The organism is Aeromonas sp. Lyrl_2, from assembly GCF_051948815.1.
GTDB classification, from domain to species: Bacteria; Pseudomonadota; Gammaproteobacteria; order Enterobacterales; family Aeromonadaceae; genus Aeromonas; species Aeromonas veronii.
Genome location: NZ_JAYJLJ010000012.1, coordinates 76,615 through 102,723, shown reverse-complemented (window position 1 = coordinate 102,723; position 26,109 = coordinate 76,615). Strand labels below are relative to the sequence as shown.

The following is a 26,109-nucleotide window of genomic DNA, read 5'->3' as shown; positions in this document are numbered from 1 at the left end:
ATTTAGATCTAAAGAGTGTGAGTTGCGATGTCAGTTGTGACAAAACCGTATAAAACTGTTTGTTGGACACAAATAATTACAAATAGTTCATCACAATCTGCATGAACCTCACATTTTATGCATAACCCGCCCGGATGGGCAGAAATGATCGTCTTTTTTAACCATTTTTTCCTATTTTTAAGAACCGGGTCGGATTCGATACTGAATAGAAACCTGGAATGTTGCGATAACTTTTCCATGGAGTGGATATGTCGTTAGCAAAACTGTTAATCAGAATAATTGTCGTCCTGTTCCTGATCGGTGCAGCGCTGCTGTTTGCACTGGAAGTCACGACGGTCCGCCAATCCATCCTCGACCAGATGTCAGCCAACCTGGAAACCGCCATCACCGCTCTCGGGCTGGTGCTGCAAGGAACCCTGCTCAATGACGACAATGTGCTGGCCGAGACCATCGTCAATGCCATGTTTGATGGCGGTTTCGTCAGCTCGGTCATTCTGGTGGATCCGGATGGTCAGGTACTGTTTCAGAAGGCATTCCACTCTACCCAGCAAAATGTCCCCGGCTGGCTTCCCTCGGTTATCGGCATGCCCCCCGTCAAAATTGAGCAAGAGTTAACCGATGGCTGGCGCATGCTGGGCACTCTGACCCTTGAGGGGCATAGCGGCTACGCCTATCAGCATCTGTGGAATGCCATCAGTCGCACCGGTCTGGCGCTGCTGGCGGGCCTCGTCGTATTTACCCTGATCATCTCTCTGGTCTGCAAACGCCTGCTACAGCCCCTGGAGCAGATCAACCTGCAGCTGATCCGTATCCGCAAACACCAGTTCAACAGCACCCTGCCCACTCCCTGGTTGCAAGACCTCAGAGAAGTGGCACTTTCCATCAACCAATTGGTTTCCGAACGCAAACGGGATCTGCTGCAACAACGACTCAAAATCACCCAGCTGGGAAAACAGCTGCCACTGACGACCCCACAGCCGCTGCAAGGAGTGAGCCCGCTGCCGGAAGGCGGGCAACTGCAAAAATTTGTCTCCACACAAGGGGAAATCGCGCTCTATCAGCGTTTCTTGCCCAGTCAGCCCCTCGGTGCCGACAGCGATCTCGCAACCATCCAGAGCGCCCTGCAACAGTGGCAGCACTCTCATATAGAAGGGGTCTTGCTGCCCCTCTCCCTGCTCAATCACCCGCAATGGTCCGAGATCGCCCCTCTGCTAAGCCAGGGTCGCGGCAAAACACTGGATTGGAGCTGGGATGTAGCCACATTCCCCGCCCACGGCCAAGCCACATTGGCTGCGTTGCAGGAACAGGGGTGTGAGCTCGCCTTCAGCGCCATTCCCCTCAATGCGGATACCTTCAATCAACTTGACCCACTCAATCCCATTTTTATCAGCTGTCAGCTGACCGATGCACCGCTCTACTGGAATCTGCTCTCCCAAACCATGCATGCCGCCGGTTATACCCTGCTGGCAGAATCGGGAGAGTGTCGTGACATCGACAAACTGCGGACCTGGGGTATCGATGGTTATGCCAAGGAGGCGCAATCATGAAAAAGCTCGCCATGCTGTTGCCCCTGCTGTGGCAACCCGGCCTGATGGCTGAAACCGTCACTATCACCACCGGGGGTGAGCAGGGGATTTATCACCAGATAACCAAAGAGTTTTGCCGTCTGGCCCATGAGGTCGATGAGCAACTTGCGTGCACATTGCAGAGCTCATCGGGTTCAATAGAAAACCTGAAGCGGCTGAAGAGTGGCGAGACCTCCTACGCCATGGTGCAGTCAGACTGGCTATATCAGGCAAACCAGGGCTTTGGCCCTTTTGCCACGCAGCCGCAACCTGAGCTGCGCGCCCTGTTTGCCACCCATGCCGAGCCCTTCACCATAGTGATCCGTGCCGATGGCGATATCACGTCACTGGAACAGCTCAAGCTCGCCCCCATCGACATGGGGTTGAAGAGTTCGGGTACCCGCCAGACGGCGCTGACCCTGTTCAACATCTTGGGAGCAAAAGAGCAGGATCTCGATCTGAAGAGCATGGCCAACCTGCCGGATGCGCTCTGCAGCAAGCAGATCGACGCATTTGCACTGGTGATGGGACACCCTAACCGGATTGTGCTCGACACCGCCAAACGTTGCGCGGTCAGTTTCCTCCCCATCGATGGGGTCACTCGGGATCAGCTACTCAAAGGGGTCAAATATTACCAACGCAGTCAGGTGCCCGCCCGCATCTACCCCGGCAATCTGAAGGCGACGCCCACCTTTGCCATTGCCGCCACTCTGGTTACCAATGCCACCATGCCGGAAGAGTCTGTCTATCGCCTGACCAAGGCCATGCTGGCCCAGCAGACCAAGTTCAATGAGCAGACTTATGGCTACGCCAATATGTTTCACCGGGCACGCAATAAAACCGGCCCGGTGCTGAGTATTGAGCAGCATCCGGGCGCAGCGAAATATTTCGATGAGTTGAAGGCGGCGGGCAAGCTATAGCTGACGACGGGGAGAGCGCAGTTGCTCGCTGGAGAAGCGGGTCTTCATAGATGTCCACTGCGCCAACCGATCGGCACTCCCCGCCAGCGTCCCTTCCCGCCGTGACTTCATGATCCAGATGCTTTTGGCATCGAAACTGTAAACGGGAATGAGGTCGGTACGCTTACTGCCCGGCAGGATCCGGCTGTTGATGTTGTCGAGCACCAGTGGGTCAGCCTTGGGTGTCGGGAAGTAGAGCGTCACCATGTGGAACTGGTTGTAACGCACAGCCTTGACGTAGGCCAGCCGCAGCTTCTTCTCATCCACCCCCAGCTCCATCAGGGTATAGTACTTGGAAATGCTGTAATCCTCGCAATCCCCACCCCGGGCACCGATGAACTCCAGCGGATTGGCCCAGTAATCCTCATCCCCCCACAGCTTGGGATCCTCGCTGTAGGTCAGATTGTTGAAGTAGTTGTTCACCAGCTCGATCTTCTGCTGGTCGGTTGTACCCGCTCTGGGGGTGAGCAGGCGAGAGAATGCCTCGGCCCGTTGAATGGCGCGGCCACCATACACTTCCTGCAGTTTGGCCCGCAGATCCGGACTGGCAATATATTCGGAAAGACGCGAAGCCTGCACGTTGGCGCAACATAGCGCCAACGTGCAAGCCGGGATCAACAACCATTTCATACCGGACACTCCATGTCAGATGCTGGAGGTCAGTATAGCCCCTCCGGATGAGAGGCTCAGCCGCTGATCAGCGACACTGGGCGAATGCGTCTGCCAGTTGCTGCATGAATTGGGGATAACCATCCGGGCCGAGCGGTACCTGCTCACCCACCTCATCAAGCAACAGCACCTTGGCGCCGGTATTGCGTGCCACCGATTCGATCACAGCCGGTGAGAATTGCGGCTCGGCATAAATGCAGCTCGCCTGCTTCTCTTCCAGCGCCTTGCGAATATCCACTAGCGTCTTGGCGCCAGGGCGACGCTCAGGGCTCACGGTAAAGTGACCCTTTGAACTCATGCCGTAGTGGCGCTCCCAGTAGCCATACGCCTCGTGGAAGACAAAGTACCCCTTCTCATTCACCGCCTTCATCTGGCCAGCAATCACCTTGTCTTTGGCATCCACCTTGGTAACAAATGCCGCGAGGTTGGCGTCATAACGAGCCTGATTGGCCGGATCCAGCTTGCCCAATTCACTTGCGATCGCCTTGGCAATCACCTTGGCCTGCGTCGGGCCAAGCCAGATATGGGGATCGACCCCTTCGTGATGATGTCCCTCATGCCCTTCATCATGATCATGGTTACCGTGCTCGTGGGCGGCATGATCGTGATCATCATGGTCATGGGAGTCATGACTATCCTGAGTCGCGTAGTTGAACAGCGGCATTCCCTCAACCTGAGTCAGGGCCAAAGCATGGGGATGATTGGCCAGCGGCTTGGCCATAAACCCTTCCAGCTCGGGGCCAACCCACACCACCAGATCGGCACTGTTGATGCTGCGAATATCGGACGGACGCAGGGAGAAATCGTGGGGAGAGGCACCGGTCGGCAGCAATACCTTGGGCTCGCTCACGCCGTCAGTGATCGCCGCTGCGATGAAGCCAAGGGGCTTGATGGTGGTCAGTACCTCAATGGCACGAACAGGCAAACTCACCGCCAGCAGGGCAGTGAAAAGCGCAATAATTCTCATTGGTGAATCTCGTCAGGGGGTGAGTATGTGATAATATAACAGCCGCTTTTTGTTATATTATAACTCTCACTGGCTGTAAACCCCGGAGTTGTCATGAGCCAACTGGTAGAGCTGAAAGAGGTCTCTCTCTCGTTTGATGGACACTCTGTGCTCGACAAGGTCTCCTTTACCCTCAATAAAGGCAAAATCACCACGCTAGTCGGCCCCAACGGGGCTGGCAAGAGCACCCTGAGCAAGCTGGTGCTGGGTCTGCTCACCCCGGACTCGGGCAAGATCACCCGCAGCCGCGATCTGAGAGTCGGCTATGTGCCCCAGCGCCTTTATCTGGATCCCACCCTGCCGCTGACGGTGCGCCGCTTCCTGCAGCTGGGCAAAAACAGCCGTCTCTCCATCGAGGAAGCTCTGGTCCGGGTGGGCGCCGAAGGGTTGCTGGAGAACCGGATGCAGAAGCTCTCCGGCGGTGAGATGCAGCGTGTACTGCTGGCCCGCGCCCTGCTGGTCAAGCCCGAGCTGCTGGTGCTGGACGAACCGGTGCAAGGGGTTGATATCACCGGCCAGATCGAGCTCTACGCCCTGATCGGCCAGCTCGCCGCCGAATTCAATTGCGCCGTGCTGATGGTCTCCCACGACCTGCATCTGGTGATGGCCAGCACCCACGAGGTGATCTGCCTCAATCGCCACGTCTGCTGTCATGGCGAGCCGGAAAGCGTGGCGCGCCACCCCGAATTTGCCCGTCTGTTCGGGCGACCGGAGCAGGAGGTGCTGGCTGTCTATACCCACCATCACCACTGCGACGGCGAACACCATCATCATGAACCGCAGGCTCCCGTCATCCGCCTGCCTTCTCGCAACAACGCTCACAGCAAATAGCGCAAGCAACAGGACATTCAAGTGGACAGCTTTCTGTTATACGCCCTCGCGGCCGGTCTCGGCATCGCCCTGCTGGCCGGCCCCCTCGGCAGCTTCGTGGTATGGCGCAAGATGGCCTATTTTGGCGATACCCTCTCCCACGCCTGCCTGTTCGGCATCGCGCTGGGCATCCTGCTGCAGGTAGATCTCACTCTGGCGGTAGTGGTCTGCTGCCTCGCCATGGCGATGCTGCTGGTGATCATGAGCCGCAACCAGCAGGTGGCGACCGATACCCTGCTCGGCATTCTGGCCCACAGCGCCCTGTCGCTCGGTCTGGTTACCTTGAGTTTTATGGATAACGTGCGGGTGGATCTGATGGCCTACCTGTTCGGCGACCTGCTCTCGGTACAACCGATGGATCTGCTCTGGATCTACGGCGGTGGCGCGCTGGTACTGCTTACCCTGTGGCGACTGTGGGATCCCCTGCTCTCCATGACCATCTCGGAAGAGCTGGCACGGGTAGAAGGGATCCGGGTCGATGTGCTGCGCTGCGTACTGATGCTGCTGATCGGGCTGGTGATTGCCGTGGCGATGAAGTTTGTCGGCGCGCTGATCATCACCTCCCTGCTGATCATTCCCGCCGCCACCGCCCGCCGCTTCAGCCAGACGCCGGAGCAGATGGCTGGCTTTGCCGCGCTGATCGGCTGTCTCGCCGTGCTGGGGGGGCTGACCCTATCCTGGTATCAGGACACCCCGGCCGGGCCTTCGGTCGTCGTCTGTGCCACCAGCCTGTTTGTCCTAAGCCAGTTCAAGAGAGCCTGATAACCCGAGCAATTACAACGGCATGCTCTGGCGTGTCTCCATCATCAGCCACTGGCGCAACCGGCTGATAGCGGGCTCATGGGCCCGCGAGCGCTTGCAGGTAAAGTAGAAGGCATCCCCCGTCTCCAGCTGGTGTACCGGCAAGGCCACCAGCTGGGGATCATCGGGCCGCAGCATGTAATCATTCACGAATGCCACCCCCTGATCCCAGGCCGCCGCCTCCATCGCCAGCAGCACATGGCTGAAATGGTGCATCCGCGCCTCGTCCGGGATCACCAGCCCGCCCGCCTTGGCCCAGCGCTGCCAATCCTCCCCCCGCGCCTTGTAGATGGACTGCACCGAAAGCAACGGCAACTGCCAAATGGCCTCGGGCCACTCCCCGCTGATCTGCTGCAACAGGCGGCGACTGCAGACCGGAAAGAGCCGCTCCTGATAGATAAGGTCGTGGCAGTAGCCCCGCCCGTGGGGTGAGACTGTGATAAAGCAGTCCGCCACCCGATCGGAGAGCTCGGGGTCTTCCGCCACCATCTCCAGACTCAAATCCAGCTCGGGGTAGAGTTGGCGCAATCCGGCCAACCGCGGGATCAGCCATTTCACCGCAAACGAGCTGTAGACCGCGAGCCGGACTCGCATCTCGCCACCACCACGCAGCTGTTCGCTGCTCTGGGCAATCTGGCTGAGCCCAGCAGCAATTCCCTCGAAATAACTCTCCCCCTGGGGTGTCAACGAGAGCAACCGCCCCTGACGCAGCAGCAAGCGCTCACCCAGAAAATCCTCCAGCAGACGGATCTGGTGGCTGACCGCACTCTGGCTGACGTTCAGTTCCAGAGCGGCGCGGGAGAAGCTGAGCAGCCGGGCCACCACCTCGAAATATTGCACCGCACGCAGAGGAGGAAGCTTCATTATCTAAATATCTCATGAGTGGTCATTTTTTATCATTTTACTGGATATCAACCGGCACGCTACCCTCCGCCCATCTGAAGTGGGAGGTGGTATGAATGCAGTAGGGATCGGCATCCTTTATCTGGTGCTGGGCAATATGGTGGCGGTTTTTTCCGATGCGCTGGTCAAGGTGCTGGAGCCGGATCAGCCCATCTTCCAGTTTGTCTTTTTCCGCCAGCTCTCGGCCGCCATTCTGCTGATGCCCTGGCTGCTCTGGTCATGGCGCCGCAACCCACCGGTGGCCATCAAGTGGCACCTGCTGCGGGCCCATATTTGGGCGGTCGGCGTCTGCCTGATGGTGGTGGCCCTCACCCGCTTGCCGCTCGCTACCGCCAATGCCCTCTTCTATGCCGCCCCCCTGATGATGGTGCCGCTGGCGGTGTGGATGGCGGGGGAAGCGATCTCGCGTCAGAAGGTGCTGACCGCAGTCATCGGATTTATCGGGGTTTTGATCGTGCTGCGCCCGACCGAGGTGAACTGGGCCGCGCTGGCGGCGCTGGGGGTGGCGCTGTCGATGGCGCTCAACAACCTGCTGATCAAGCGGATCCCGCTCAAGCAGCCCATCGCCCAGACCCTGTTTTTCACCAACGTGCTGAGCATGCCCTTTATTCTGGCGCTGGCATTGTGGGAAGGGGGCGACTGGCAGTGGCAGATGTGGTGGCCCGCCTTCGGCTCGTCGGCGCTGATCATGGTCTATGCGGGATTGTGCGTAGTGGCCTATCGCAAGGCGGAGGCGAGCAAGATCGCCTCGGCGGAATATACCGGTCTGCTGATGGCCGTCGCCATCGGGGTGTGGCTGTTTGACGAGCAACCGGGCCTGCCGCTGCTGCTGGGCTGTATCTGCATCGTCCTGCCGCTCATCGCCATGGCCCGCAGCAAACCAAAACCGCTGGCCGAACCGGCGCTTTAAGCGCTCAGGGTCGTTCCAGCAAAGGGGCGACCCTTTGCTGCAGATGGGGGACGATCTCATCCTCGAACCAGGGATTCTTTTTGAGCCAGAGGGTATTGCGTGGGGAGGGATGCGGCAACGGCAGCCAGCCGGGGCCATAGTCGGCCCAGCTGCGCACCGTGTCGGTGAGCGATCCCTTGGCCGCCCCCCGCAGGTAGTAGGCCTGTGCATACTGGCCGATCAGCAGGGTCAGTTCGATGTTGGGTAACAGCATCAGTACCTTGTCATGCCAGGTGGGCGCACATTCGGGGCGCGGTGGCAGATCGCCGGATTTTCCCCTGCCGGGATAGCAGAGCCCCATCGGCATGATGGCGATGCGGGATTCGTCGTAAAAGGTGGCCTTATCGACACCGAGCCAATGGCGCAAGCGATCGCCGGAGGGGTCATCCCACGGGATACCGCTGGCATGCACCCGGGTGCCGGGCGCCTGACCGATGATCAGCAAACGGGCACTCTCGGCCCCGCGGATCACCGGACGAGGCCCCAGCGGCAGATGAGCCTCGCACAGACGGCAGGCCCTGATTTGTTCAAACAACTTATCGATTCGCTGCATGACGTTGATAGTACCAGCATTTCCCTGTTTTCCCTCTTGTGGAAACAGGGCGCGCGCCCTACTATCGCCATGAGCGTTTAATTTAATAAACGGACAATAATGAAAAACTGGCTAGGTACCGGCACCGCGACCCTCTCCTTCATCCTGTGGGGGATGCTGCCGCTCTATTATCAATTCATGCCCGAGGTCAACATGTGGGAGCTCATCTCCCACCGGGTGCTCTGGTCTGTGGTGCTGCTGGGTGCCCTGTTTTTGCTGCTTGGCCACAAGGTGCCCTGGGCACAACTGCGCAGCGAACCGCGCCAGCTCGGCCTCATTCTGCTGGCGGGCCCCGTCATGTCCATCAGCTGGTGCATGTTCACCTGGTGCCTCACTACCGGGCAAGTGCTGACCACCAGCCTCGCCTTCTTTATGACCCCGCTGTTCAATATCGTATTCGCCGTCATCTTCCTCAAAGAGCGACTCACCCCGCAAAAGCATCTGGCGGTCGCCCTGGCGCTGGCGGGTCTCGCCTACATGCTGTTCTGCTACGGCCAGCTCCCCTGGTTCTCCCTCATCATGGGGGCCAACTTCGCCTGCTATGGCCTTATCAAGAAGAAGATCCACTACGACACCGGCACCTGCCTCTATCTGGAAGCCATGGTGCAACTGCCCGTCGCGCTGATCATCATCGGCACGCTGGCGTGGCACGGGGAGGGGGCATTCGTGAATGGGGATCTGGCCGACAAGCTGCTGCTGATGGGCAGTGCGCCCGCCACCCTGCTGCCGGTGGGGCTGTTCTGCTACGCAGTAGCGAGAACCCGGATGAGCACTGTGGGGCTGCTGCAATATATCGAGCCCAGCCTCGCCTTCCTGCTCGCCATCTACTGGTTTGGTGAGGCGCCGGACCCCATCAAGGCTGTCGGTTTCGCCTTTGTCTGGGCAGGTCTGCTGGTGAGCCTGTTACCGCTGCACCGGCTCAAGCGCCGCCCTCAGGGCGTACCGCGATAGGACTCCAGCACCTTGTGCCAGCGGGGATCCCTGTCCATCTGCTCGGCGATGTCGTTGAGGGTGGCATGCAGCTCTGGGCGAGATTTTGGCAGCAGGATATGGCGGGTATAGCTGGATTGGGGGAAGGGCGAGATAAACAGCTTGCCCTGATAGTGCTGTGCGTCGATGAAAAAACCCAGCGATGAACCACTCACCAGCGTCACATCGATGCGACCGCGCACCAGCAGCTCAAGATTGGTCTTCACCTTCTTGGCATCCTGACGCACCAGCTCGCCGCGGCTGGCCGCATCATCGATCCCCTGATAGCGGTAGCCCTCCACCCCGCCAAACACCAGCCCCTTGAGGGAGTCAGGCCCGCGATAGGTGACCGGGTTGTCGATGTTCGAGACCAGCTCGTTGGTGTCGCGCATCACCGGGAAAGTCCAGAGATAGCGTTCGCGATGGGGATCCCCCACCCAGGCGGGATTGACCCAGACCACCAGACCGTCAAAGTCGGGATCCGCCATCTCCAGCGCCAGTCGGGCGCGATTGACCAACCAAAGCTCGATTCTGGGTTCACCCCCCAGCTTTTCATTGAGATACTTGACCAGCTCGCGGCTCAGCCCTGCATCCACTCCGGTGTTGAAGGGGGGATGCTGATGGTAATCGTAGAGACGGATCGTCTCCCCCAGAGCCGGGACCGACAACAATAACCACAACCAAAACCAGACTCTCATCGCACCTCCTTGAGCTGCCTCTGAGTTTGGCACAGAGAATTTGAATGAGAGAACCCGCGACCACCACTCCAGCGCCGCAACCATCCACCCCTTCCCGCTGGTCTGTCTATATGGTGCGTACTGCCACCGGCCTGCTCTATACCGGGATTAGCACGGACCCGCTGCGCCGTCTGGGCCAGCACCAGAGTGGCAAGGGCGCTCGCGCCCTGCGCGGCAAGGGTCCACTAACGCTGGCGTGGCAACAGGAAGTCGGCGAGAAGGGGGCGGCCCTGCGCATCGAATACCGCCTCAAACAGCAGCCAAAATCCTTCAAGGAGCAGCTGATAAAAAGCCCGGCACTCTGGCAGAGCTGGAGCGCGCAGTGGTTAACCGAAACGACTCGGCCTTAAGGGATGCAGGCAAAAAAAGGCCACTCGATGAGTGGCCGGAAAGGGGAAATCAGGGAGCATCACACAACGTCTTGCACAACCTCAGGCGGGTTAGAGGTAGGTATTGGAACGCTTGCTGCGGTTGCTGATCAGCCAGCAAACCGCCAGCACCAGCAGCAACCAGGGGGCCAGCTTGATGATCAGAGCAAGCATGCCGCCCAGCGCCCCAAGCAGCACGAACAGACCGCTCACCAGCAACATGGCTACCAGGGTAAAACCGGTCAGTGCCATGACCAGCAGCACCACCAGCAAGATGAAAAATTCCAGCATAACTTGCTCCTTATCAGTACTTTGTCTGCCGGCTGATCAACCCTTCGGTCAATCCAGCCAGCGCTTCAATTCATAACGGGGCGGCATCACCAGCACCGCCAGCAGATAGGCTGCCAGTGCCAGCGGCGGCATCAGGATCAGGGCGAGCAGTGCCACCACCCGCACCGTGACTCTGGAGACCCCCAACCGCCTGGCAATACCGGCGCAGACCCCGGTCAGCTTGCGATGCACCAGATCCTTGGGCCAGGGGCTCATGATTACGCCTCCGCCTTCTGGCCTTTGAGGCGAGCCAGCTCGCGCTCGATCTCGTCATTGAGCTCCAGCTCGCGGAACTGTGCCTCCAGCGAGGGATTCTGCCCCAGGGTGGCCGCCTCCAGCTGGGCTTCCAGCTGATCGACCCGGCCCTGAAAACCGTCAAAACGCGCCATCAGCTCATGCATGCGCTGGTTGTCCACCTGGGCGCGGGCACGAATGCGGCTGTGGGCTGTCTGCTCGCGCAGGGTCAGCAGTTTCTGCTTCTCGCGGGCCTCGGTCAGCTTGGCCGCCAGTCGCTCGCTGTCGGCGGTAAGTTGGGCCAGCACCTCGGCGACCCGGGCCTTGTCCTGCTCCAGCTGTTCACATTTTTTGACCTCCGCCAGCTTCTCGGTGAGGGCGGCACGGGCCAGATCCTCACGCCCCTTCTGGATGGCGAGCTCGGCCTTGGCCGACCACTCCAGGATCTGCGCCTGCAACGCCTGCTGGTGACGCTCCAGCTGTTTCTGTTCGGCAATCACGCGGGCGGCCTGGGTACGCATCTCGACCTGCACCTGCTCCATCTCTTCGATCATCAGGCGCAGCATCTTCTCCGGCTCTTCACTCTTGTCGAGCAGGCTGTGCAGGTTGGCATTAATCACGTCGGTCAGGCGGCTGAATACGCTCATGGTCTGGCTCCTTGTTGATGGGATGGCTATCTCTTCCCATAGCATTACAAGAGCCGTGCCAAGAAAAATTATTGTTGTTTTACATATAGATGGGAATTTACTGAGGAAATTCAAGAAGGGGTTGTTGGTGAGAATAGCCAACCTTGTGGTGATTTTTACCAACAAAAAAGGGAGCCTGTGGCTCCCTTGTCGATGCGTCTGCGCTATCCGTCAGGCGGCGTGGCTGTGGCCCAGCTTGCAGTCCAGTTCGGTCAGCTTGGCCTCCATCCTGGCACGGCAGGTGTCGGAGAGATCGCGAATGCCGCTGGCACCGTGTTCCTTGCTGCAGACCGGGGCCATCACTTCCACCAGCACTTCGCCGTTATCCCAGCGATTGAGGTCGACCTGACCGAAGTAGCTGGAGCAGACGATGGGCACCACGGGAACTTCAGCCTGTACCGCAGTGTGGAAAGCGCCCGCCTTGAACGGCAGCAGGCCACGTCCCTGGGAGCGGGTCCCTTCCGGGAACATCCAGATGGAGGTGCCGCGGTTCTTGATGCGATCCACCACCTGACCTATGGTGCCGATGGCACGGGAGCGGTTGGAGCGGTCGATCAGCACGTTGCCGGAGAGCCAGAAGATAAGGCCGAACAGCGGCAGCCAGAGCAGGCTCTTTTTGCCCACCGCCACCACACCGGGCTGCACCGCACCGGTCACGGTGAAGATGTCGAAGTTGCTCTGGTGGTTGCAGACGTAGACCGCCGGGCCGACCGATTTGACCTCGTCGGCCACCGTCACCTTGACTCGCAGCCCGATCAGCGGGCAGACCGCGTGATACATGCGAGCGAAGACATAGACGTTGTTGGGATGGCGCGGACGAACCAGACAGAGCAGCAGGCCGAACAGGAACCAGAAAATGAGCAGCAGACCAAGCAGCAGCACACGGGCAATTTTGAGCATCGAACACCTCGAGTTTTAACTCGGCGCAGTATACTGATCCCCCTTTTAGCGAACAAGCGTTCGCCAAACAGAACCGACCACCCTCCCCGTCGCGCCACCCATAGTACTGCTCATCAATACGCCGCCGACTTGCCCCACCCGCCATTGGTCGTTAGGATGGCCCCATCTTGATGGACGGGGCGAACATGATTTTGCAACAACGGGTAGCGAAACATCTCCTGCTGCTGGTCTGCCTGCTGGTGCTCAATTGTGCGGCCCAGCCGCTGGCCCGGCTTGCCCTGCTCGATCACGCCCTCAGCTGTCAGGCACTGCCTGTTCCAGGCTCGGCAACAGATCAAGAGGATGCCAAACCGGCCAGCCCGCAGCCCACCAGCTGCCAGCTCAACGGCAAGTGGCTGAGCGCCGCCACCCTGCTCTGCGTCGAACAGCTCTTCTTTGCCGTGGCCGTGCTGATCGCCCTGCTGGCCCCCCTTTGGCGCTACACACCGCCACTGCCCCCTCCCAGAGTCATCTCGCCGCCCGAGCGGCGTCTGCACCTCACCCTCTGCGTCTGGCGGGAATGAGTTCGGCAGCGTTCTTTCGTTAGCTGTCACTCAATTTTTGCGAGACTAAAAAGATGTCGAATCTCTTCAAGGCGGCCCTGCTACTGGGCGGTCTGCTGTGGCAATCCATGGGATTGGCCAGCGACACGGGCTGGCTAACCAGCCCACAGAATGATCACGCCAGGGTACGGCTGCAGGCCGACCGCAGCACGGCAGATCAGACCCGCATCCTGCTCGATGTCGAGCTGGAGTCAGGCTGGAAAACCTACTGGCACAGTCCGGGAGAAGGGGGCATTGCCCCCCAGATCCTCTGGGATGAGCCGGTCGGTGCCTTTCAGTGGCGCTGGCCGGCGCCACGCCACTTCGAGGTAGCCGGGCTCAGCACCCAGGGTTATCAGTGGGAGGTGACCTTCCCTCTCAGCCTCAACTATCCCGCCGGGCAACCGCTCAAGGGGACTCTACGCCTCTCCACCTGCAGCAATGTCTGCATCCTGACCGACTTTCCCTTCACCCTCACGGTGGATGGGCGAGCGCCAGCCGACTTCGATTTTGCCTGGGCGAAGGCGATGAGTACCCTGCCCCAGCAATTGCCTGCCGAAACCCGGGTCGAGCTCGGTTATCAGCACAACCAGCTGCAACTGCGCGCCGAGCGGGCAGAGGGCTGGCAATCACCAGCGCTCTTTATCGACGCTCTGGAGGGGGCCGAGTTTGGCAAACCGGCGCTTGAGGTAGAGGGCAACACCCTGATCGCCCGGGTGCCGGTGAGCGATGGCTGGCAGGGGGATGCGCCGGATCTGCGCGGCCAATCCCTCGGCTTGCTGCTCACCAGTGGCGAACAGGCATGGCAGGGTAAGGAGACAATCGGCGCGCCGCTCGCACTGCCCGGCCAGAGCCATTCGCTGTTCTGGTTGCTGGGAGCGGCGCTGCTCGGCGGCCTCATCCTCAATCTGATGCCCTGCGTGCTGCCGGTGCTGGCGCTCAAGCTGGGAACTGTGTTGCAACATCAGGAGCGTGAACAGGGAACGGTGCGCAAGCAGTTCCTCGCCGCCAGCGCCGGGATCATCGCCTCCTTCTGGGTGCTGGCCGCCATGAGCAGCCTGCTGCGCGCCACGCAAGGGGCCGTCGGCTGGGGCATCCAGTTCCAGAGCGCCGGTTTTATCGGCTTGATGGTGCTAGTCACCCTGCTGTTTTGCGCCAACCTGTTGGGGCTGTTCGAGATCCGCCTGCCCAGCGCCCTCAGCACCCGCCTCGCCACCAGCGGCGGCAACGGCCTCGGCGGTCACTTCCTGCAGGGGAGCTTCGCCACTCTGCTGGCGACCCCCTGCTCGGCCCCCTTCCTCGGCACCGCGGTGGCCTTTGCGCTGGCGGCGCCACTTGGCCAGCTCTGGCTGATCTTCACGGCATTGGGAATTGGCATGAGCCTGCCCTGGCTGCTGGTGGCAGCCCTGCCACGGCTCGCCCTCTGGCTGCCGAAACCAGGGCGCTGGATGAACCATCTGCGCATCCTGCTCGGCCTGATGATGCTGGGCTCCAGCCTCTGGCTCACCAGCCTGCTCGACAACCATCTCGGCAGCTATGCCACCGGCTGGCTGATGGTTGCCATGCTGCTGGCACTGCTGGCTGGCATCATCTGGCGTTACGGCATGCGCGGCTTCACGCTGGCGATCGCCCTTACCGCCCTGATTGGCAGCCCCCTGCTGCTGAGCGGCGCCTTTAGCGCGCAGGGCTCGGCCAGCGTTGACAAGGTGGTCTGGCAGCCGCTCTCCGAACGCGCCATCACAGATGCGCTGGCCCAGAACAAACGGGTCTTTATCGATGTCACCGCCGACTGGTGCGTTACCTGCAAGGCCAACAAATACAACGTGTTGCTGCGCGATGAGGTACAACAGGCCCTCTCGGCCCCCGATGTGGTGGCCCTGCGCGGCGATTGGAGCAAACCAAGCGACACCATCGCCGCCTTCCTGCGTAAGCGGGGTGCGGCAGCCGTCCCCTTCAACCAGATTTACGGCCCGGAGTGGCCGCAGGGGGTCACGCTGTCACCCCTGCTCGACAAGGACGATCTGCTGACCACATTGCACAAGGCTGGCCTGCTTCAGGCTGGCACCACCCGATTTTAAGGAGTAATCATGAAACCGACTCTGAGCGCCCTGACCCTGCTGGCCTCCCTTTCTGCAACCCTGCTGGCCCCGGCCCTGCACGCCGCCCCTTTCACCCCGGAGCAGGAGGCGCGCATCAAGGAGCTGATCCGCGAGACCCTGATCGCCAACCCCAAGATCCTCGACGAGGCCGCCGAATCCTGGGAGAAACAGAACGCGGCAGCCCAGGAGGCGCAGCTTGGCAACTTCATCAAGGGCAACAAGGATGTGCTGTTCAACAGCGCCACCAGCCCGCGTCTGGGAGCCAAAAACCCCAAGCTGACGCTGGTGCTGTTCACCGACTACAACTGCCCCTACTGCAAGCAGTTCGATCCCCAGCTGACCAAGCTGCTCAAGGCCTATCCGGACGATCTGGGGCTGGTGATCAAGCTGCTGCCGTTCAAGGGGCAGACCTCCGCCAAGGCGGCCCAATACAGCCTGACCCTGTGGCAGCAAGATCCCGCCCGCTTCCTCACCCTGCACGACAAGCTGATGAGCAAGCAGGGGATGCTGACCGAGGCGGACATCAACAAGGCGCTGGCCTCCACCGGCAACACCGCGCTCAAACCGGCCGCCAAGGCGACCGAGGAGCTGCGCAACAGCCTGCGCATCGGCACCATTCTGGGGGTACAGGGCACACCGGCGACGCTTATCGGCAACCAGCTGGTACCGGGCGCCATCCCCTATGAGGAGCTGGAGCAACTAGTGCAGGCCGAACTGGCCAAGCAGGGGTAAAGGATGACCACCAATCCTCAACCCCGCTGGCGCCGCTGGGGCAAGGAGGCGCTCTGGCTGCTGCTGATGGCGCTGATCATCTCGACCCTGCTCGATCTGTGGCGCAGCCCAACCCTGCCAGAGGGGGCGATGAGCGCCCCCGTCACCCTGCAGGATGGCAGCAGCACGGATCTCGCTACCTTAAGCCAAGGCAAGCCACTGCTGGTCTACTACTGGGCCAGCTGGTGCGGGGTGTGCCGTTTCACCACCCCGGCGGTACAGCAGCTCTGGCAAGAGGGGGAAAACGTGCTGACGGTGGCGCTGCGCTCCGGCAATTCGGAGCAGTTAGCCAAGGGGATGAGCAAGAAGGGGCTCACCTTCCCGACCCACAACGACGAGTCGGGAGCGCTGGCCGCCAAGTGGCAGGTAGGGGTCACCCCGACTTTCCTCGTCATCAGGGATGGGACGCTTGTGAGCAGCACCACCGGCTGGAGCTCGAAGTGGGGCTTGCAATTGCGGCTCTGGTGGGCATCGCTCTAGCCACGCAACTTCGTTGCCTTTAACAGGGCCATCCCACCGGATGGCCCTTTTTTATGCCGACATATTTATCCCGACATCAGACGGGGAGCTGCATCCCGCGCACCTGCTCCAACAGGGCGGTCACCGCTGCCGAGCGCAGCGCATCGGGGGCGTAGCAGAGCCCCACCCGCCGCTTGAAGGAAGAGGCCGCCAGCTCGGTGACTGTACAACCGGGCGGGCAAAGCGAACGGGGCAACCAGCCGATCCCCGCCCCGGCGGCCACCATAGTCGCCGCCAGTCGCAGCGACCCCGCCCGCCGTGGATAGAGTGGCGCCTGATTGCCGAGGATGGCGATCAGCCGCAGGTGGGAGTCGTGGCGCGGGCAGGTGACCCAGGGCTCGTCCGCCAGCGCATCCGGGGTGAGCGATCCCTTGCCCGTCAGCGGGTGATCCGGCGGCAGCACCAGCACAAACTCCTCCTCCAGCAGGGGGATAAAGAGCTCGTCACCGCAACGCAGGGATTCACACCCCAGCCGCACATCGCCACAGCAGCCCTCCTCCAGAGTCAGCAGGATCTCCTCGTGGGCTAGCGCCCCGTTGACCAGCGCCCCCACCACACCATCGCCAAGGTCTGCCTCAATCCCCACCGTCAGCTCGAGGCAGGGGGAGGTTTCACGAAACTCGCGGGCGAGGGAGTCGGTGTCGGCGATCAGCCGCTTGGCGCGGGGATAGAGCCGGTGCGCCGCTTCGGTCCCCTCCACCCCGCGCGCCTGCCGCACAAACAGGGTCACCCCCAGCTCATCCTCCAGCGTTTTGATGGTGGTGGAGAGGGTGGGCTGGGTAATGAAGAGGCGGGTAGCGGCCGCCGTGATGTTGCGCTCCTCGAAGACAGCCACAAACGCACGCAGGGTTCGCACATCCATAGAATTCACCTATACCAGACAATCATAAAAGCCATTTTTCACGGCGACACTGGGCAAATATAGTGGCTTACCTGCCACAAGGCATCCCAATTTTCTATATCAGCGTCTATCAACACTGCCAGGAGCCATCATGCGCCATCTCTCTGTCATCGGCCTCGGGGCCATGGGCTCCGCCCTCGCCACCACCCTGATCAAGGCGGGCCATCCGGTCACCGTCTGGAATCGCAGCGCCGCCAAGGCGGCCCCGCTGCAAGCGCTGGGTGCGACACTCGCCCCCTCGGTTGGCGCAGCCATCGCCGCAAGCGATATCACCCTTGTCTGCGTCGATAACTACGCCGTCAGCCAGCAGTTGCTGGATGAGGCGAGCGACGCCGTGGCGGGCAAGCTGCTGGTGCAGCTCTCCACCGGCAGCCCGCAGGGGGCCAGAGCGCTGGAGAGCTGGTGCCACGCCCGCGGCGCCCGTTATCTCGATGGCGCCATTCTCTGTTTCCCGGATCAAATAGGCACCAGCGATGCCAGCATCATCTGCTCGGGGGCCAGCGCTGCCTTTAGCGAGGCCGAGCCGGTGCTGCGCTTGCTCGCCCCCACCCTCGACCATGTGGCCGAGGCGGTAGGCGCCGCCGCGGCGCAAGATTGTGCAGTTGCCGCCTACTTTGCCGGTGGTCTGCTCGGTGCTCTGCACGGCGCGCTGATCTGCGAGGCGGAAGGACTACCGGTAGCCAAGGTGTGCGCCCAGTTCAGCGAGCTTTCACCGATTTTGGGTGGCGATGTGGCCCACCTTGGCAAGACGCTGGCGAGCGGCGATTTCGATCACCCCTACGCCAGCCTGAAAACCTGGAGCGCCGCCATCAGCCGCCTCGCCGGTCACGCCACCGATGCCGGGATCGACAGCCGCTTCCCGCGCTTTGCCGCCGATCTGTTTGAGGAAGGGGTGGCGCAAGGGTTTGGTCAGCAGGAGGTGTCGGCCCTGATCAAGGTGCTGCGGGCGCGCAATGGAGCGGCACAATGAACGGTAAACAAATCGCACTGGTCACCGGCGCCGCTGGCGGGATTGGCCGCCAACTCTGCATTGGGCTGGCCGAGGCGGGTTATCGGGTGATCGCCACCGATCTGGCCTCTCACGCTTTCGACCATCCCGAGATCCACTTTCACCCGCTCGATCTGCGGGATGAGCAGGCCATCGTGCGCCTCTTTACCGAGGTGCGCGCGCAGCATGGCGGCATCCACCTGCTGATCAACAACGGCGCCATCAGCAAGTTCCACACCCGCTTCGAGGAGCTGAGCGCAGCCCAGTTCGATCAGGTGATGACGGTCAATGTGCGCGGCGCCATGCTCTGCGCCCGCGCCTTTGTGCAGGCCAACCGCGATCTGCCCTATGGCCGCATCATCAATATTGCCTCCACCCGCTGGCAGCAGAACGAACCAGGTTGGGATGCCTACGGCGCTTCCAAGGGGGCACTGGTCGCTCTCACCCAGTCCCTCGCCAACTCGCTGGCCGACCATCCCATCACGGTCAATGCCATCAGTCCGGGCTGGATCCAGGCGGAGGATTACCACACCCTGACCGAGGCGGATCACCGCCAGCACCCGAGTGGCCGGGTCGGTCGCCCCGACGACATCACCCGCGCCTGCCTCTTTCTGGCGGATCCTCGCAACGACTTTATCAACGGTGCCAATCTGGTGGTCGATGGCGGGATGAGCAAGAAGATGATCTACCACACCTCCGCCTCCTTCTGGGAGGAGTAACCCCTGCGGCGGCAGCCTCGCCCCGGCCTGCCGCCCGCTCCTTTTCTGCCCGTTTTTTCATCGCTTTTGCCCCGCCGCCCTTGCACTGGCCAGACCGACTGGCAACAATAGGCACTCAACTGACCCCTCTTCATCTAGCCCGTTAATTGATCGCCCAACTCATCGCGTTGGCGGGCTGTTTCCGTTAAAATGACGGGTTTTTGCCGTGCCTGGTTTGCCAATCCCCACCATCAGGCACTCGCAGCGTGAATCCTATGATGCCAGTGATGCAGGATCTGCCATGAACAACTACTTTCGGGTGCTGGGCGTCAAGTCCAACGCCAGCGAAAACGACATCAAGAAAGCCTATCGTCGGCTCTCAAACCAGTACCACCCCGACAAGCTGCACGGGGCCAGTGAAGAAGAGAAAGAGCAGGCAGCCATCAAGCTGCACCAGGTAAAGCAGGCCTATGAAGTGCTGTCCGATCCGAAACAGCGGGCCGCCTTTATCAAGGATTTCAACAACGTCATCGTGACCGACCCCGCCTCCGCCATGCAGGAGATGTGGGATCAGTTCTACCCCTGAAACAGCAGGCAGAAAGAGCAACTATGCAAAAGAGATGGGACCAGGCGCGGCTCAAGTCGCTGCAAAGCGATGCCAGCGAAAACATCGAATCCTACCGGGATCAGGACGACCCCAAGGGGCTGGAACAGTTCACCGACCAGATGAAGAGCCTGCTGCTGGCCGATATGAGCATGCTGGAGTTTATGCCCGAGTATCTGCCGCTGGCCCTCTATGGCCGGGTGCAGTTCCCGGCCAAGGCCAAGTCGCAGTGGAACAAGTGGCTCGCCAGCGGCGAGCAGCCGGGCTGGGACGAGTTCAAGGTGAGCGTCGGCTTCAACAACGCCGCCCTGCCGCTGGTCAAGGCGGTGCGGGCCCAGAGCGAAGATCAGCTGATGGAAGCCTGCGCCGTGCTGTTCCTGCTCGACAACCCGCTACCCCGCGGTAGCCACCGCGGTGATGACGACTATGAGCTGCGCGACGAAGAAGATGAAGACGGGGAAGATGCCGACGCCGACTACCATGGTGGCAGTGACCGCTATGGTGATGACGACGGCGATCAAGATATGTACGACGAAGTCCGTTTCTAATTGGGGCAAGGCATGAGCAACAGTCTGATAGAAATTACCGCCATCGAGATCAAAGAGCTGGCCGTTATCGAGCCGAAGCAGGCCAGCGAGAAGTTCGAGCTGATCGCCAAGACCATGTCTGACGACCAGCTGGCAGAAGTGATTGAAAACATTGATATCGTTACCCTGACCCAGATTAACGGCCAGCACGATATCTCCTTCCCCTCCATCATCTCCGAGCTGATGACCCCGGAGCGGATCCGCGACATCGTCTGCCAGCAGCCGCTCTATTGGGAAGAGGCGATCAAGAACAACGCCGATGAGCTGCAACAGCACACCTTCGACTTTCTCAACTACCTGATCCGCACCCAGGATAGCGAAGCCAAGCAGCGCGAGATCCTCGAGTGCGTGGCCGAAGATCCGGCCGGTCTCTTCTACCTCGCCATCCCCTTTATCGAGTTCTATCGCGGCGATCGCTATGAAGAGGACGAAGGCTATCGCGACGTGCTGCACGCCGAAGAGGAAGATCTCGAAGAGTCCCTGCGCTACAGCGAACGCCAGCAGAGCGAGGATGTCCACGACTTCGCGCTGGATGACCCGCGCAGCCTCTTGATGCTCATTCGCGAGCTGGCCCCCGAGGTGGAGAAAGCCATCAAGGCGCTGCTGCGCAACGAGCACTCCAGCTGGGACGGCATCATCAACAAGTTTGCCGCCGAGCTGGTGATGCAGGCCAAAGAGAAGAACAAGGTCGAGGAAGACGAGTACGGCGACGTCGACGACATGTTCAGCTTTCTGGATTAAGGAGCCCATTCATGCAGTTAGTCATTCGCGATGCCAACCAGGGCCCCTTTCTGACCCAGGTGCTGCGCTTTGGCCGCGACAATGAACGTTTGACCGAGCAACAGCTGGCCGCCATCAAGGGCAAGGCGGTGCTGATGAGCCTCAAATTCGCCGACAAGTACTACAACAAGTACAAGATGCACCTGCTGGAGCAGGCGGCCCACGACGTCATCGGCGTGGTGAGCCTCGGTCTGCAGGAGCTCTCGGCGCGTGATCCGGCCAAGGCGCTGGCGCTGCTGCAGGCGCCGGAAGGCCCCATCAAGCCGTTCCAGAAGGGCTGGTCGATGCTCATCACCGTCAGCCCCAAACAGGCTGGCAACAGCCTCTATGGTGATGTGGATGCCCGCCTGCTGGACAAGATCTCGAGCCCCCCCGATGTGGAGGAGTGGCAAGGGTGGCAGGAGTACGAGAAGGCGCTGACCGAGCACAACAAGAGCCGCCTGATGGAGCTCATCGACCAGCACTTTTTCGCCTGCGAAAGCGACCACCCCACCATGGAGGACAAGCTGGCCGAAGCGCTGCTCTACCGCATCCTCTGCGGCAAGGGCAGTGGCGCCGCCCCGCTCAAGGTGAAGCAGGATCTCAAGCGCAAGCTGGCGCGGGAGATTGAGCTCGTCGAGGGCTGGTACGACACCGACTACCTCGCTGCCCAGCTCACCCTGATGCTGAGCGCGCTACCCGCCGACATGGCCGCCGCCCTGCGTCAGGAGCTGAGCCCGGGCTTTGTGCCCAACCTGCTGCACACCCTCGGCTTTGTCCGCCAGTACCAGCTGCTGCAAAAAGAGAACGCCTCGCCGGAGAAGCTCGACAACATCGAGATGCGCGCCGGTCTCAAGCACCCGCTGCTCGGCTGGCCGCTCTACCACGACTTCTAAGGCCGCTTTCGCCGCCCATCAGTCGCACCACAACGCCCGGCCCGCCGGGCGTTGTAATATCTACGTCATCAGCCCCCACGATTGACCTAACAAATCGGGATGCAACCAGTTCAGATGGCTTCATTCAAACCTTGTTCGCAGCTATACTGCGCCCCTGATTCAGGGCTGAATAAACCGGTCATAATACAGGTCAGATTTTTATGCTGCTGCCACTTTTAATGCTTATCAGCGCCAATACTCCGCTACTGTCAGATACCCGCCTTTATCGAGAAGTTACCAATAATTGTAAAAATGTAGATTTGGAAAATTGGCAACATCCGACCAGAAAGGTATTACTGGAACGAGGCGTTATATTAAAAAAAGTCGAGTTATGTAACGATGGTAAATATCCAATCTATCATGTTCGACTCCCGTATGACCCGGGTGGTCAGACTCAAGATTATTTCAACCCACTCTATGTGGCCATGTATGGAGCCAACGGAAAATGGCCATATGCCATGGTCGATGAGGAAGGGACTATTGTCTATATGACCTATCGGAAAGGTTCTATTATCACACCGGACTACGATCTTTTCTCACCATAATCAGATTTTATCTCTGAGGAAAATACTCAAACCATGCCAAGGCAATATATTTCTATAAAAATATCATCACGATTATCAGCCCCAAAATGCTCTGATTGATATATTATTCGACTATCTTAAGTCACCTATCTGTCGAAACTAATCTGTATCACGTTATTACAACAAGAATATATATTATCCCCTGCGATGAAACGCTCAAAAATCCCCCACACCATCAGGTTCTGACAGGCCCTCATTTTCAATATTTATTCACTCAAACAGTGAAGCTGAATAAATAAGCTGCTACTCAACATGCCGGCGGCGATGGCGAAAGAGCAGCCAAAAGCGGGATGGTGATCTCACTATCAAATCAGTTCAGGCCAAAATGGGTTCCATTCAACCTCGACTACTCTGATACCTACCCAGCCAGCGCCAGCTTTTCAGCAGCCAAAACCGCATAAAAAACCGGAATAGATCAATAAAAGACAATTAATCTCGCCAGATTAAATTTCAGGTATGGCTATTTGTACCGCTTGGCCGCTAAATGACAGACCGGCCTTCAGACCAGCATGGAAGCGCACAAGGCTAGCCGGCAGCAGACCGGTACGCTCTCAGGATGAGTTGTGATTTTCTCTTCTCACAGGAGACAGACCGTGAGCGCTTCGACACCACACCCTCATCACGCCGCCGTCCCACCCGGCTCAGGCGCCCTGTTCTTTATCCAGACCTTCTCGACCCTGGGGTTTGCCGTGCTCTACTCCACGCTGGTGCTCTACGCCACCAAGCGGCTCGGCTTCAGTGAATCCCAAGCCAACGCCATGATGGGGGTCTTCGGGGCCTTCAACTATGGCCTGCACCTGTTTGGCGGTTATCTAGGCGGGCGCTACCTCAGCAACCGCAACCTGTTCGTGATGGGGATGGTGCTGCAGGTGATCGGCTGCTACTTCATCGCCGAGATGGGGATCACCGGCCTCTACTGGGGGCTCGCCATGTTCCTTACCGGCAGCGGCCTCAACGTCACCTGCCTCAACATGATGCTGACCCAGCGCTTCGCCCCGGATGATCACCGCCGCGAGAGCGCCTTCCTGTGGAACTACGCCGGGATGAATCTGGGCTTCTTTATCGGCTTCACGGTAGCGGGCTACTTCCAGCTCACCGAGGATTACCGCACCCTGTTCCTGTTTGCGACGCTGGGCAACATCATCGCCATCATCGCCACCTTCGCCTGCTGGCCCATTCTGGCGGATATCAGCACCCCACTGCGCCATGTCAAAGGGAGCGGCTTCTACCGCCGCATGCTGGCCGGGATCGCCATTCTGGCCATGCTGGTGCCGGCGCTGCGCCTGCTGCTGACCCACGCCAGCTTCAGCGGCAGCTTCGTGCTGATCCTGGGGGCCGTGATGCTGGTGCTGCTCTGCGTAATGACCGCCCGCCACCCGGACGCCGCCGAGCGCAGCCGCATGGTGGCCTACCTGATCCTCGCCCTCGGCTCCCTCATCTTCTGGTCGCTCTACCAGCTGGCGCCCATGGGGCTGATGCTCTTCTCCGAGCACAACATCAACCTCAACGTGTTCGGGCTGCGGGTTGCTCCCCAGTGGATCCAGAACATCAACACCCTCGTCATCGTCATCGGTGGCCCGCTGATGGCGCTGCTGTTCAAGCGGCTGCGCGAACAGGGCTGGAATATCGACATCCCCTCCCAGTTTGCCGCCTCCCTGTTCTGCATGGGGCTCGGCATGCTGGTGCTGCCGCTCGGCATCCATCTGGCGGGGGCCGACGGGCTGGTCGCCTTCAAGTGGATCGCCATCAGCTATGTGCTGCAGAGTTTTGGCGAGCTGCTTATCTCCCCCATCGGTTACGCCATGATTGGCAAGCTGGCCCCCGCCAGCCTGCAAGGTCTGCTGATGGGCTGCTGGATGATGGTGACCGGCGTTGCCTCCGTGCTGGCGGGCTATGTCTCCAGCGCCATGCCGCAAAATATCGGCAGCATCCCGGTGGCCACCAACCCGGGTTACAGCTCGGTATTCAATATGCTGGGCTGGGGGTCGCTGGCAGGCGGCGTGGTGTTGCTACTGCTGGTGCCCCGCCTGCGCCAACTGATCGCCTCGAAAATAACCCCGCAACCTGCGGCGACAGCAATCCCTGTATAATCGGGTTCGGGCCAGCCATTTCACTGGCCCCTGCCAGCGCGAACGGTTGAATCGGCAATGCAGCTGATAATGCGAAGGGCCCCGCCATCATGGATGGCGGGGCCCTTCTCTTTTGGCGGGATGGGTGACCCTAATCTGGCTGGCGAGCCCCCGTTTAGGCTTCGTCAATCAAGCCTATTTCCCTACAGGTCTCGTTGATCAAACATCCGATTTGGGGTTCCCAAACGCAGCAGCTTGAGCAATCGATATAGAAAAAGTGGCTGAATAATCGTCAACACTATGGTTAGCCAAGCCAATAGAGTTATGTTGCCAAGGTGACCATCGACATTTGTTAAAATCATCGAAGACACTACGGCAGCCGAGCCACTGAATATATGTTGAAAAACATTTTGCAATGACATGAATCCCGCCCTTTCCCAAGGCGCTGCCACTTGACTATTAACAGCAGCTACGGTGATCGTTCGGGTCGATGTAACCACCATGAATAACGTGAAAATCACTATGGTCGGCAACCCAGGCTCATGCCAAAAACCATCCCAAACAACCGCTATCGTCAATGCCCCCATCAAAATCGTCACTTTCATTGCGCCAAAACGGTCAATAAACAATCCGCCAAGCTGCATTGAAAACAGGCTAAAAATACCGCCCATGACATAGTACTGACTCATATCGCCGCGAGGGACATCAAGGTTAAATTGAAAATAAGCAGCTATGTTGGGAACAATAAGGAAGGTGCTGAAAATTGCCAACCCAATTGCCATAAACGCATTCAACACCACAGGTCGCTTCAACATTTCAATGGATGAAAAAGCCTTCTGGTTCAATCCCAAGTGGGCCGTCATTCCAGGCAGCCTTGTATATACCGCCACGCAGATACACAATCCCAAGCCACCTAAAACATAGAAAGGCGCACTCCATCCTTTCAACATTGCCAGCTCCAATCCCAACGGCACACCGGCAATCGCTGACAACGAAAATGCCCCCATCACGATGGCCATTGCTCGACCACGTTGATCTATTGGCGTGGCATCCACAACGATCGCCAGAGCAATGGATGTTGCAGGGCCAGCAAACATACCGGCCAGCAAGCGGGTAAAGAATAAACTTTCCATATCCCATGCCAAAGCACAGGCCCAAGTGGATAGCGTGATACCCAACAATGTGATCAGTGCGACATGCTTTCTATCAAATCGGTCGAGATATCTGGCACATAACAACGATGATAGTGCGGCGGCCAGTGCATACCCACCACCTAAATATCCTATATAGGTTGGACTTATATTTAGTGCGCGAGATAAATCAGGCCCGAGAGGCATAATCATCATAAAATCAAGCGCACTGACCAATTGAATCAATGCGGCCAACCAGACAACGTTAAAATCCATAACCGAACTATTGTTGTGAGTTTTTTTACCCACATTATTTTTATCTAGCATCATGGTGTTTACTCTCAAT

Annotated in this window: 30 protein-coding genes; 19 read left to right on the top strand and 11 right to left on the bottom strand. The window is 59.5% G+C overall.

Annotation, left to right across the window (positions count from 1 at the left end; all coding sequences use genetic code 11):
• Positions 1-248 precede the first annotated feature (248 nt).
• Positions 249-1,547 carry a LapD/MoxY N-terminal periplasmic domain-containing protein gene (locus tag VF684_RS12470; RefSeq protein ID WP_139440945.1) on the top strand — a complete coding sequence of 433 codons (1,299 nt, stop codon included), beginning with the start codon at positions 249-251 and terminating at the stop codon, positions 1,545-1,547.
• Positions 1,544-2,485, top strand: a complete 942-nt coding sequence (locus VF684_RS12465; protein ID WP_139440944.1) for a TAXI family TRAP transporter solute-binding subunit — start codon at positions 1,544-1,546, stop codon at positions 2,483-2,485. Before VF684_RS12470 ends, VF684_RS12465 begins: the two co-directional genes overlap by 4 nt.
• On the opposite strand, the gene VF684_RS12460 is transcribed toward VF684_RS12465, so the two are convergent.
• Both VF684_RS12460 and znuA read right to left on the bottom strand, forming a co-directional pair.
• Positions 2,480-3,154, bottom strand: coding sequence for a transglutaminase-like cysteine peptidase (locus VF684_RS12460; protein ID WP_005335848.1), 675 nt, complete (start codon positions 3,152-3,154; stop codon positions 2,480-2,482). The genes VF684_RS12465 and VF684_RS12460 overlap by 6 nt on opposite strands.
• Positions 3,155-3,221: 67 nt before the next feature.
• On the bottom strand, positions 3,222-4,160 hold the full coding sequence (gene znuA / locus VF684_RS12455) for a zinc ABC transporter substrate-binding protein ZnuA (protein ID WP_139440943.1): 939 nt from the start codon (positions 4,158-4,160) through the stop codon (positions 3,222-3,224).
• 93 nt (positions 4,161-4,253) lie between these two features.
• Here znuA and znuC point away from each other — a divergent pair, with 93 nt between their 5' ends.
• Together znuC and znuB are read left to right on the top strand one after the other, a co-directional pair.
• Positions 4,254-5,030 (top strand): zinc ABC transporter ATP-binding protein ZnuC, encoded by a 777-nt coding sequence (gene znuC, locus VF684_RS12450; protein WP_139440942.1) that lies wholly within the window; start codon positions 4,254-4,256, stop codon positions 5,028-5,030.
• 21 nt (positions 5,031-5,051) lie between these two features.
• Entirely contained in the window at positions 5,052-5,831 is a 780-nt protein-coding gene (gene znuB, locus VF684_RS12445; RefSeq protein WP_005354863.1) for a zinc ABC transporter permease subunit ZnuB, read from the top strand.
• A 12-nt stretch (positions 5,832-5,843) separates the two neighbouring features.
• Here the strand turns inward: znuB and VF684_RS12440 are convergent, their stop codons facing one another.
• Entirely contained in the window at positions 5,844-6,734 is an 891-nt protein-coding gene (locus VF684_RS12440; RefSeq protein WP_042052463.1) for a LysR substrate-binding domain-containing protein, read from the bottom strand.
• A gap of 91 nt (positions 6,735-6,825) precedes the next feature.
• Between VF684_RS12440 and VF684_RS12435 the strand changes: the two genes are divergently transcribed.
• Positions 6,826-7,683: a DMT family transporter gene (locus VF684_RS12435; RefSeq protein ID WP_005335858.1), complete on the top strand. Its 858-nt coding sequence runs from the start codon at positions 6,826-6,828 to the stop codon at positions 7,681-7,683.
• A gap of 4 nt (positions 7,684-7,687) precedes the next feature.
• Here VF684_RS12435 and VF684_RS12430 read toward each other — a convergent pair whose 3' ends face one another.
• Entirely contained in the window at positions 7,688-8,275 is a 588-nt protein-coding gene (locus VF684_RS12430) for a uracil-DNA glycosylase family protein (RefSeq protein ID WP_139440941.1), read from the bottom strand.
• Between the two features lie 99 nt (positions 8,276-8,374).
• On the opposite strand from VF684_RS12430, the gene rarD reads away from it, so the two are divergent.
• Complete coding sequence (gene rarD / locus VF684_RS12425; protein ID WP_139440940.1) at positions 8,375-9,265, top strand: EamA family transporter RarD; 891 nt, start codon at positions 8,375-8,377, stop codon at positions 9,263-9,265.
• Here the strand turns inward: rarD and VF684_RS12420 are convergent.
• The gene (locus VF684_RS12420) at positions 9,247-9,981 is read right to left on the bottom strand and encodes a substrate-binding periplasmic protein (protein ID WP_005354874.1); all 735 of its coding nucleotides are present in this window, start codon (positions 9,979-9,981) and stop codon (positions 9,247-9,249) included. The two genes, rarD and VF684_RS12420, sit on opposite strands and share 19 nt — an antisense overlap.
• Before the next feature lie 44 nt (positions 9,982-10,025).
• Between VF684_RS12420 and VF684_RS12415 the strand changes: the two genes are divergently transcribed.
• Complete coding sequence (locus VF684_RS12415) at positions 10,026-10,370, top strand: GIY-YIG nuclease family protein (RefSeq protein WP_139440939.1); 345 nt, start codon at positions 10,026-10,028, stop codon at positions 10,368-10,370.
• A gap of 90 nt (positions 10,371-10,460) precedes the next feature.
• On the opposite strand, the gene pspG is transcribed toward VF684_RS12415, so the two are convergent.
• From pspG to VF684_RS12395, 4 genes are all read right to left on the bottom strand, one after another.
• The gene (gene pspG / locus VF684_RS12410) at positions 10,461-10,679 is read right to left on the bottom strand and encodes an envelope stress response protein PspG (RefSeq protein WP_005335871.1); all 219 of its coding nucleotides are present in this window, start codon (positions 10,677-10,679) and stop codon (positions 10,461-10,463) included.
• A 48-nt stretch (positions 10,680-10,727) separates the two neighbouring features.
• The gene (locus VF684_RS12405; protein ID WP_005335873.1) at positions 10,728-10,934 is read right to left on the bottom strand and encodes a PspC domain-containing protein; all 207 of its coding nucleotides are present in this window, start codon (positions 10,932-10,934) and stop codon (positions 10,728-10,730) included.
• Between the two features lie 2 nt (positions 10,935-10,936).
• Positions 10,937-11,599, bottom strand: a complete 663-nt coding sequence (gene pspA, locus VF684_RS12400; protein ID WP_110303598.1) for a phage shock protein PspA — start codon at positions 11,597-11,599, stop codon at positions 10,937-10,939.
• Between the two features lie 210 nt (positions 11,600-11,809).
• Positions 11,810-12,538, bottom strand: a complete 729-nt coding sequence (locus VF684_RS12395) for a 1-acylglycerol-3-phosphate O-acyltransferase (RefSeq protein WP_201998093.1) — start codon at positions 12,536-12,538, stop codon at positions 11,810-11,812.
• Between the two features lie 185 nt (positions 12,539-12,723).
• On the opposite strand from VF684_RS12395, the gene VF684_RS12390 reads away from it, so the two are divergent.
• From VF684_RS12390 to VF684_RS12375, 4 genes are read left to right on the top strand one after another with little or no spacing between them, the layout of a single operon-like run.
• A complete protein-coding gene (locus tag VF684_RS12390; protein ID WP_005335876.1) occupies positions 12,724-13,101 on the top strand; it encodes a hypothetical protein in 378 nt (125 codons plus the stop codon).
• A 53-nt stretch (positions 13,102-13,154) separates the two neighbouring features.
• Positions 13,155-15,197, top strand: coding sequence for a protein-disulfide reductase DsbD family protein (locus VF684_RS12385; RefSeq protein ID WP_139440937.1), 2,043 nt, complete (start codon positions 13,155-13,157; stop codon positions 15,195-15,197).
• A 9-nt stretch (positions 15,198-15,206) separates the two neighbouring features.
• Positions 15,207-15,950, top strand: a complete 744-nt coding sequence (locus VF684_RS12380; protein WP_139440936.1) for a DsbA family protein — start codon at positions 15,207-15,209, stop codon at positions 15,948-15,950.
• Positions 15,951-15,953: 3 nt separating this feature from the next.
• Complete coding sequence (locus tag VF684_RS12375; RefSeq protein WP_058057951.1) at positions 15,954-16,469, top strand: protein disulfide oxidoreductase; 516 nt, start codon at positions 15,954-15,956, stop codon at positions 16,467-16,469.
• 76 nt (positions 16,470-16,545) lie between these two features.
• Here VF684_RS12375 and VF684_RS12370 read toward each other — a convergent pair whose 3' ends face one another.
• Positions 16,546-17,370, bottom strand: a complete 825-nt coding sequence (locus VF684_RS12370; RefSeq protein ID WP_201998092.1) for a LysR family transcriptional regulator — start codon at positions 17,368-17,370, stop codon at positions 16,546-16,548.
• A gap of 130 nt (positions 17,371-17,500) precedes the next feature.
• Between VF684_RS12370 and VF684_RS12365 the strand changes: the two genes are divergently transcribed.
• From VF684_RS12365 to VF684_RS12330, 8 genes are all read left to right on the top strand, one after another.
• On the top strand, positions 17,501-18,379 hold the full coding sequence (locus VF684_RS12365; RefSeq protein ID WP_139440934.1) for an NAD(P)-dependent oxidoreductase: 879 nt from the start codon (positions 17,501-17,503) through the stop codon (positions 18,377-18,379).
• Positions 18,376-19,116: an SDR family NAD(P)-dependent oxidoreductase gene (locus VF684_RS12360; protein WP_139440933.1), complete on the top strand. Its 741-nt coding sequence runs from the start codon at positions 18,376-18,378 to the stop codon at positions 19,114-19,116. The genes VF684_RS12365 and VF684_RS12360 overlap by 4 nt, the downstream gene beginning before the upstream one ends.
• A gap of 280 nt (positions 19,117-19,396) precedes the next feature.
• Positions 19,397-19,681 carry a cold adaptation protein ActJcold adaptation protein ActJ gene (gene atcJ, locus VF684_RS12355; RefSeq protein WP_005343121.1) on the top strand — a complete coding sequence of 95 codons (285 nt, stop codon included), beginning with the start codon at positions 19,397-19,399 and terminating at the stop codon, positions 19,679-19,681.
• 23 nt (positions 19,682-19,704) lie between these two features.
• Positions 19,705-20,247 (top strand): cold adaptation protein AtcA, encoded by a 543-nt coding sequence (gene atcA / locus VF684_RS12350; RefSeq protein WP_113739871.1) that lies wholly within the window; start codon positions 19,705-19,707, stop codon positions 20,245-20,247.
• A gap of 12 nt (positions 20,248-20,259) precedes the next feature.
• Positions 20,260-21,027 (top strand): cold adaptation protein AtcB, encoded by a 768-nt coding sequence (gene atcB / locus VF684_RS12345; RefSeq protein WP_139440932.1) that lies wholly within the window; start codon positions 20,260-20,262, stop codon positions 21,025-21,027.
• Positions 21,028-21,038: 11 nt separating this feature from the next.
• Positions 21,039-21,941 carry a cold adaptation protein AtcC gene (gene atcC / locus VF684_RS12340; RefSeq protein ID WP_139440931.1) on the top strand — a complete coding sequence of 301 codons (903 nt, stop codon included), beginning with the start codon at positions 21,039-21,041 and terminating at the stop codon, positions 21,939-21,941.
• 200 nt (positions 21,942-22,141) lie between these two features.
• Complete coding sequence (locus VF684_RS12335; RefSeq protein ID WP_201998087.1) at positions 22,142-22,525, top strand: hypothetical protein; 384 nt, start codon at positions 22,142-22,144, stop codon at positions 22,523-22,525.
• A gap of 632 nt (positions 22,526-23,157) precedes the next feature.
• Entirely contained in the window at positions 23,158-24,654 is a 1,497-nt protein-coding gene (locus VF684_RS12330) for a peptide MFS transporter (RefSeq protein ID WP_139440929.1), read from the top strand.
• A 182-nt stretch (positions 24,655-24,836) separates the two neighbouring features.
• Here VF684_RS12330 and VF684_RS12325 read toward each other — a convergent pair whose 3' ends face one another.
• A complete protein-coding gene (locus VF684_RS12325; protein WP_234879877.1) occupies positions 24,837-26,093 on the bottom strand; it encodes an MFS transporter in 1,257 nt (418 codons plus the stop codon).
• Between the last annotated feature and the right edge of the window lie 16 nt (positions 26,094-26,109).

What these genes read in the sequence shown, in the direction of transcription:
- VF684_RS12470 (WP_139440945.1), top strand. Translation starts at nt 249, where the DNA reads ATGTCGTTAGCAAAACTGTTAATCAGAATAATTGTCGTCCTGTTCCTG.
- pspG (WP_005335871.1), bottom strand. Translation starts at nt 10,679, where the DNA reads ATGCTGGAATTTTTCATCTTGCTGGTGGTGCTGCTGGTCATGGCACTG.
- VF684_RS12335 (WP_201998087.1), top strand. Translation starts at nt 22,142, where the DNA reads ATGCTGCTGCCACTTTTAATGCTTATCAGCGCCAATACTCCGCTACTG.
- znuC (WP_139440942.1), top strand. Translation starts at nt 4,254, where the DNA reads ATGAGCCAACTGGTAGAGCTGAAAGAGGTCTCTCTCTCGTTTGATGGA.
- VF684_RS12375 (WP_058057951.1), top strand. Translation starts at nt 15,954, where the DNA reads ATGACCACCAATCCTCAACCCCGCTGGCGCCGCTGGGGCAAGGAGGCG.
- VF684_RS12435 (WP_005335858.1), top strand. Translation starts at nt 6,826, where the DNA reads ATGAATGCAGTAGGGATCGGCATCCTTTATCTGGTGCTGGGCAATATG.
- atcA (WP_113739871.1), top strand. Translation starts at nt 19,705, where the DNA reads ATGCAAAAGAGATGGGACCAGGCGCGGCTCAAGTCGCTGCAAAGCGAT.
- VF684_RS12395 (WP_201998093.1), bottom strand. Translation starts at nt 12,538, where the DNA reads ATGCTCAAAATTGCCCGTGTGCTGCTGCTTGGTCTGCTGCTCATTTTC.
- pspA (WP_110303598.1), bottom strand. Translation starts at nt 11,599, where the DNA reads ATGAGCGTATTCAGCCGCCTGACCGACGTGATTAATGCCAACCTGCAC.
- VF684_RS12440 (WP_042052463.1), bottom strand. Translation starts at nt 6,734, where the DNA reads ATGAAGCTTCCTCCTCTGCGTGCGGTGCAATATTTCGAGGTGGTGGCC.
- rarD (WP_139440940.1), top strand. Translation starts at nt 8,375, where the DNA reads ATGAAAAACTGGCTAGGTACCGGCACCGCGACCCTCTCCTTCATCCTG.
- atcB (WP_139440932.1), top strand. Translation starts at nt 20,260, where the DNA reads ATGAGCAACAGTCTGATAGAAATTACCGCCATCGAGATCAAAGAGCTG.
- VF684_RS12380 (WP_139440936.1), top strand. Translation starts at nt 15,207, where the DNA reads ATGAAACCGACTCTGAGCGCCCTGACCCTGCTGGCCTCCCTTTCTGCA.
- VF684_RS12360 (WP_139440933.1), top strand. Translation starts at nt 18,376, where the DNA reads ATGAACGGTAAACAAATCGCACTGGTCACCGGCGCCGCTGGCGGGATT.
- VF684_RS12365 (WP_139440934.1), top strand. Translation starts at nt 17,501, where the DNA reads ATGCGCCATCTCTCTGTCATCGGCCTCGGGGCCATGGGCTCCGCCCTC.
- VF684_RS12415 (WP_139440939.1), top strand. Translation starts at nt 10,026, where the DNA reads ATGAGAGAACCCGCGACCACCACTCCAGCGCCGCAACCATCCACCCCT.
- VF684_RS12460 (WP_005335848.1), bottom strand. Translation starts at nt 3,154, where the DNA reads ATGAAATGGTTGTTGATCCCGGCTTGCACGTTGGCGCTATGTTGCGCC.
- VF684_RS12420 (WP_005354874.1), bottom strand. Translation starts at nt 9,981, where the DNA reads ATGAGAGTCTGGTTTTGGTTGTGGTTATTGTTGTCGGTCCCGGCTCTG.
- VF684_RS12465 (WP_139440944.1), top strand. Translation starts at nt 1,544, where the DNA reads ATGAAAAAGCTCGCCATGCTGTTGCCCCTGCTGTGGCAACCCGGCCTG.
- atcC (WP_139440931.1), top strand. Translation starts at nt 21,039, where the DNA reads ATGCAGTTAGTCATTCGCGATGCCAACCAGGGCCCCTTTCTGACCCAG.
- znuA (WP_139440943.1), bottom strand. Translation starts at nt 4,160, where the DNA reads ATGAGAATTATTGCGCTTTTCACTGCCCTGCTGGCGGTGAGTTTGCCT.
- VF684_RS12385 (WP_139440937.1), top strand. Translation starts at nt 13,155, where the DNA reads ATGTCGAATCTCTTCAAGGCGGCCCTGCTACTGGGCGGTCTGCTGTGG.
- VF684_RS12390 (WP_005335876.1), top strand. Translation starts at nt 12,724, where the DNA reads ATGATTTTGCAACAACGGGTAGCGAAACATCTCCTGCTGCTGGTCTGC.
- VF684_RS12370 (WP_201998092.1), bottom strand. Translation starts at nt 17,370, where the DNA reads ATGGATGTGCGAACCCTGCGTGCGTTTGTGGCTGTCTTCGAGGAGCGC.
- VF684_RS12405 (WP_005335873.1), bottom strand. Translation starts at nt 10,934, where the DNA reads ATGAGCCCCTGGCCCAAGGATCTGGTGCATCGCAAGCTGACCGGGGTC.
- VF684_RS12325 (WP_234879877.1), bottom strand. Translation starts at nt 26,093, where the DNA reads ATGATGCTAGATAAAAATAATGTGGGTAAAAAAACTCACAACAATAGT.
- atcJ (WP_005343121.1), top strand. Translation starts at nt 19,397, where the DNA reads ATGAACAACTACTTTCGGGTGCTGGGCGTCAAGTCCAACGCCAGCGAA.
- VF684_RS12430 (WP_139440941.1), bottom strand. Translation starts at nt 8,275, where the DNA reads ATGCAGCGAATCGATAAGTTGTTTGAACAAATCAGGGCCTGCCGTCTG.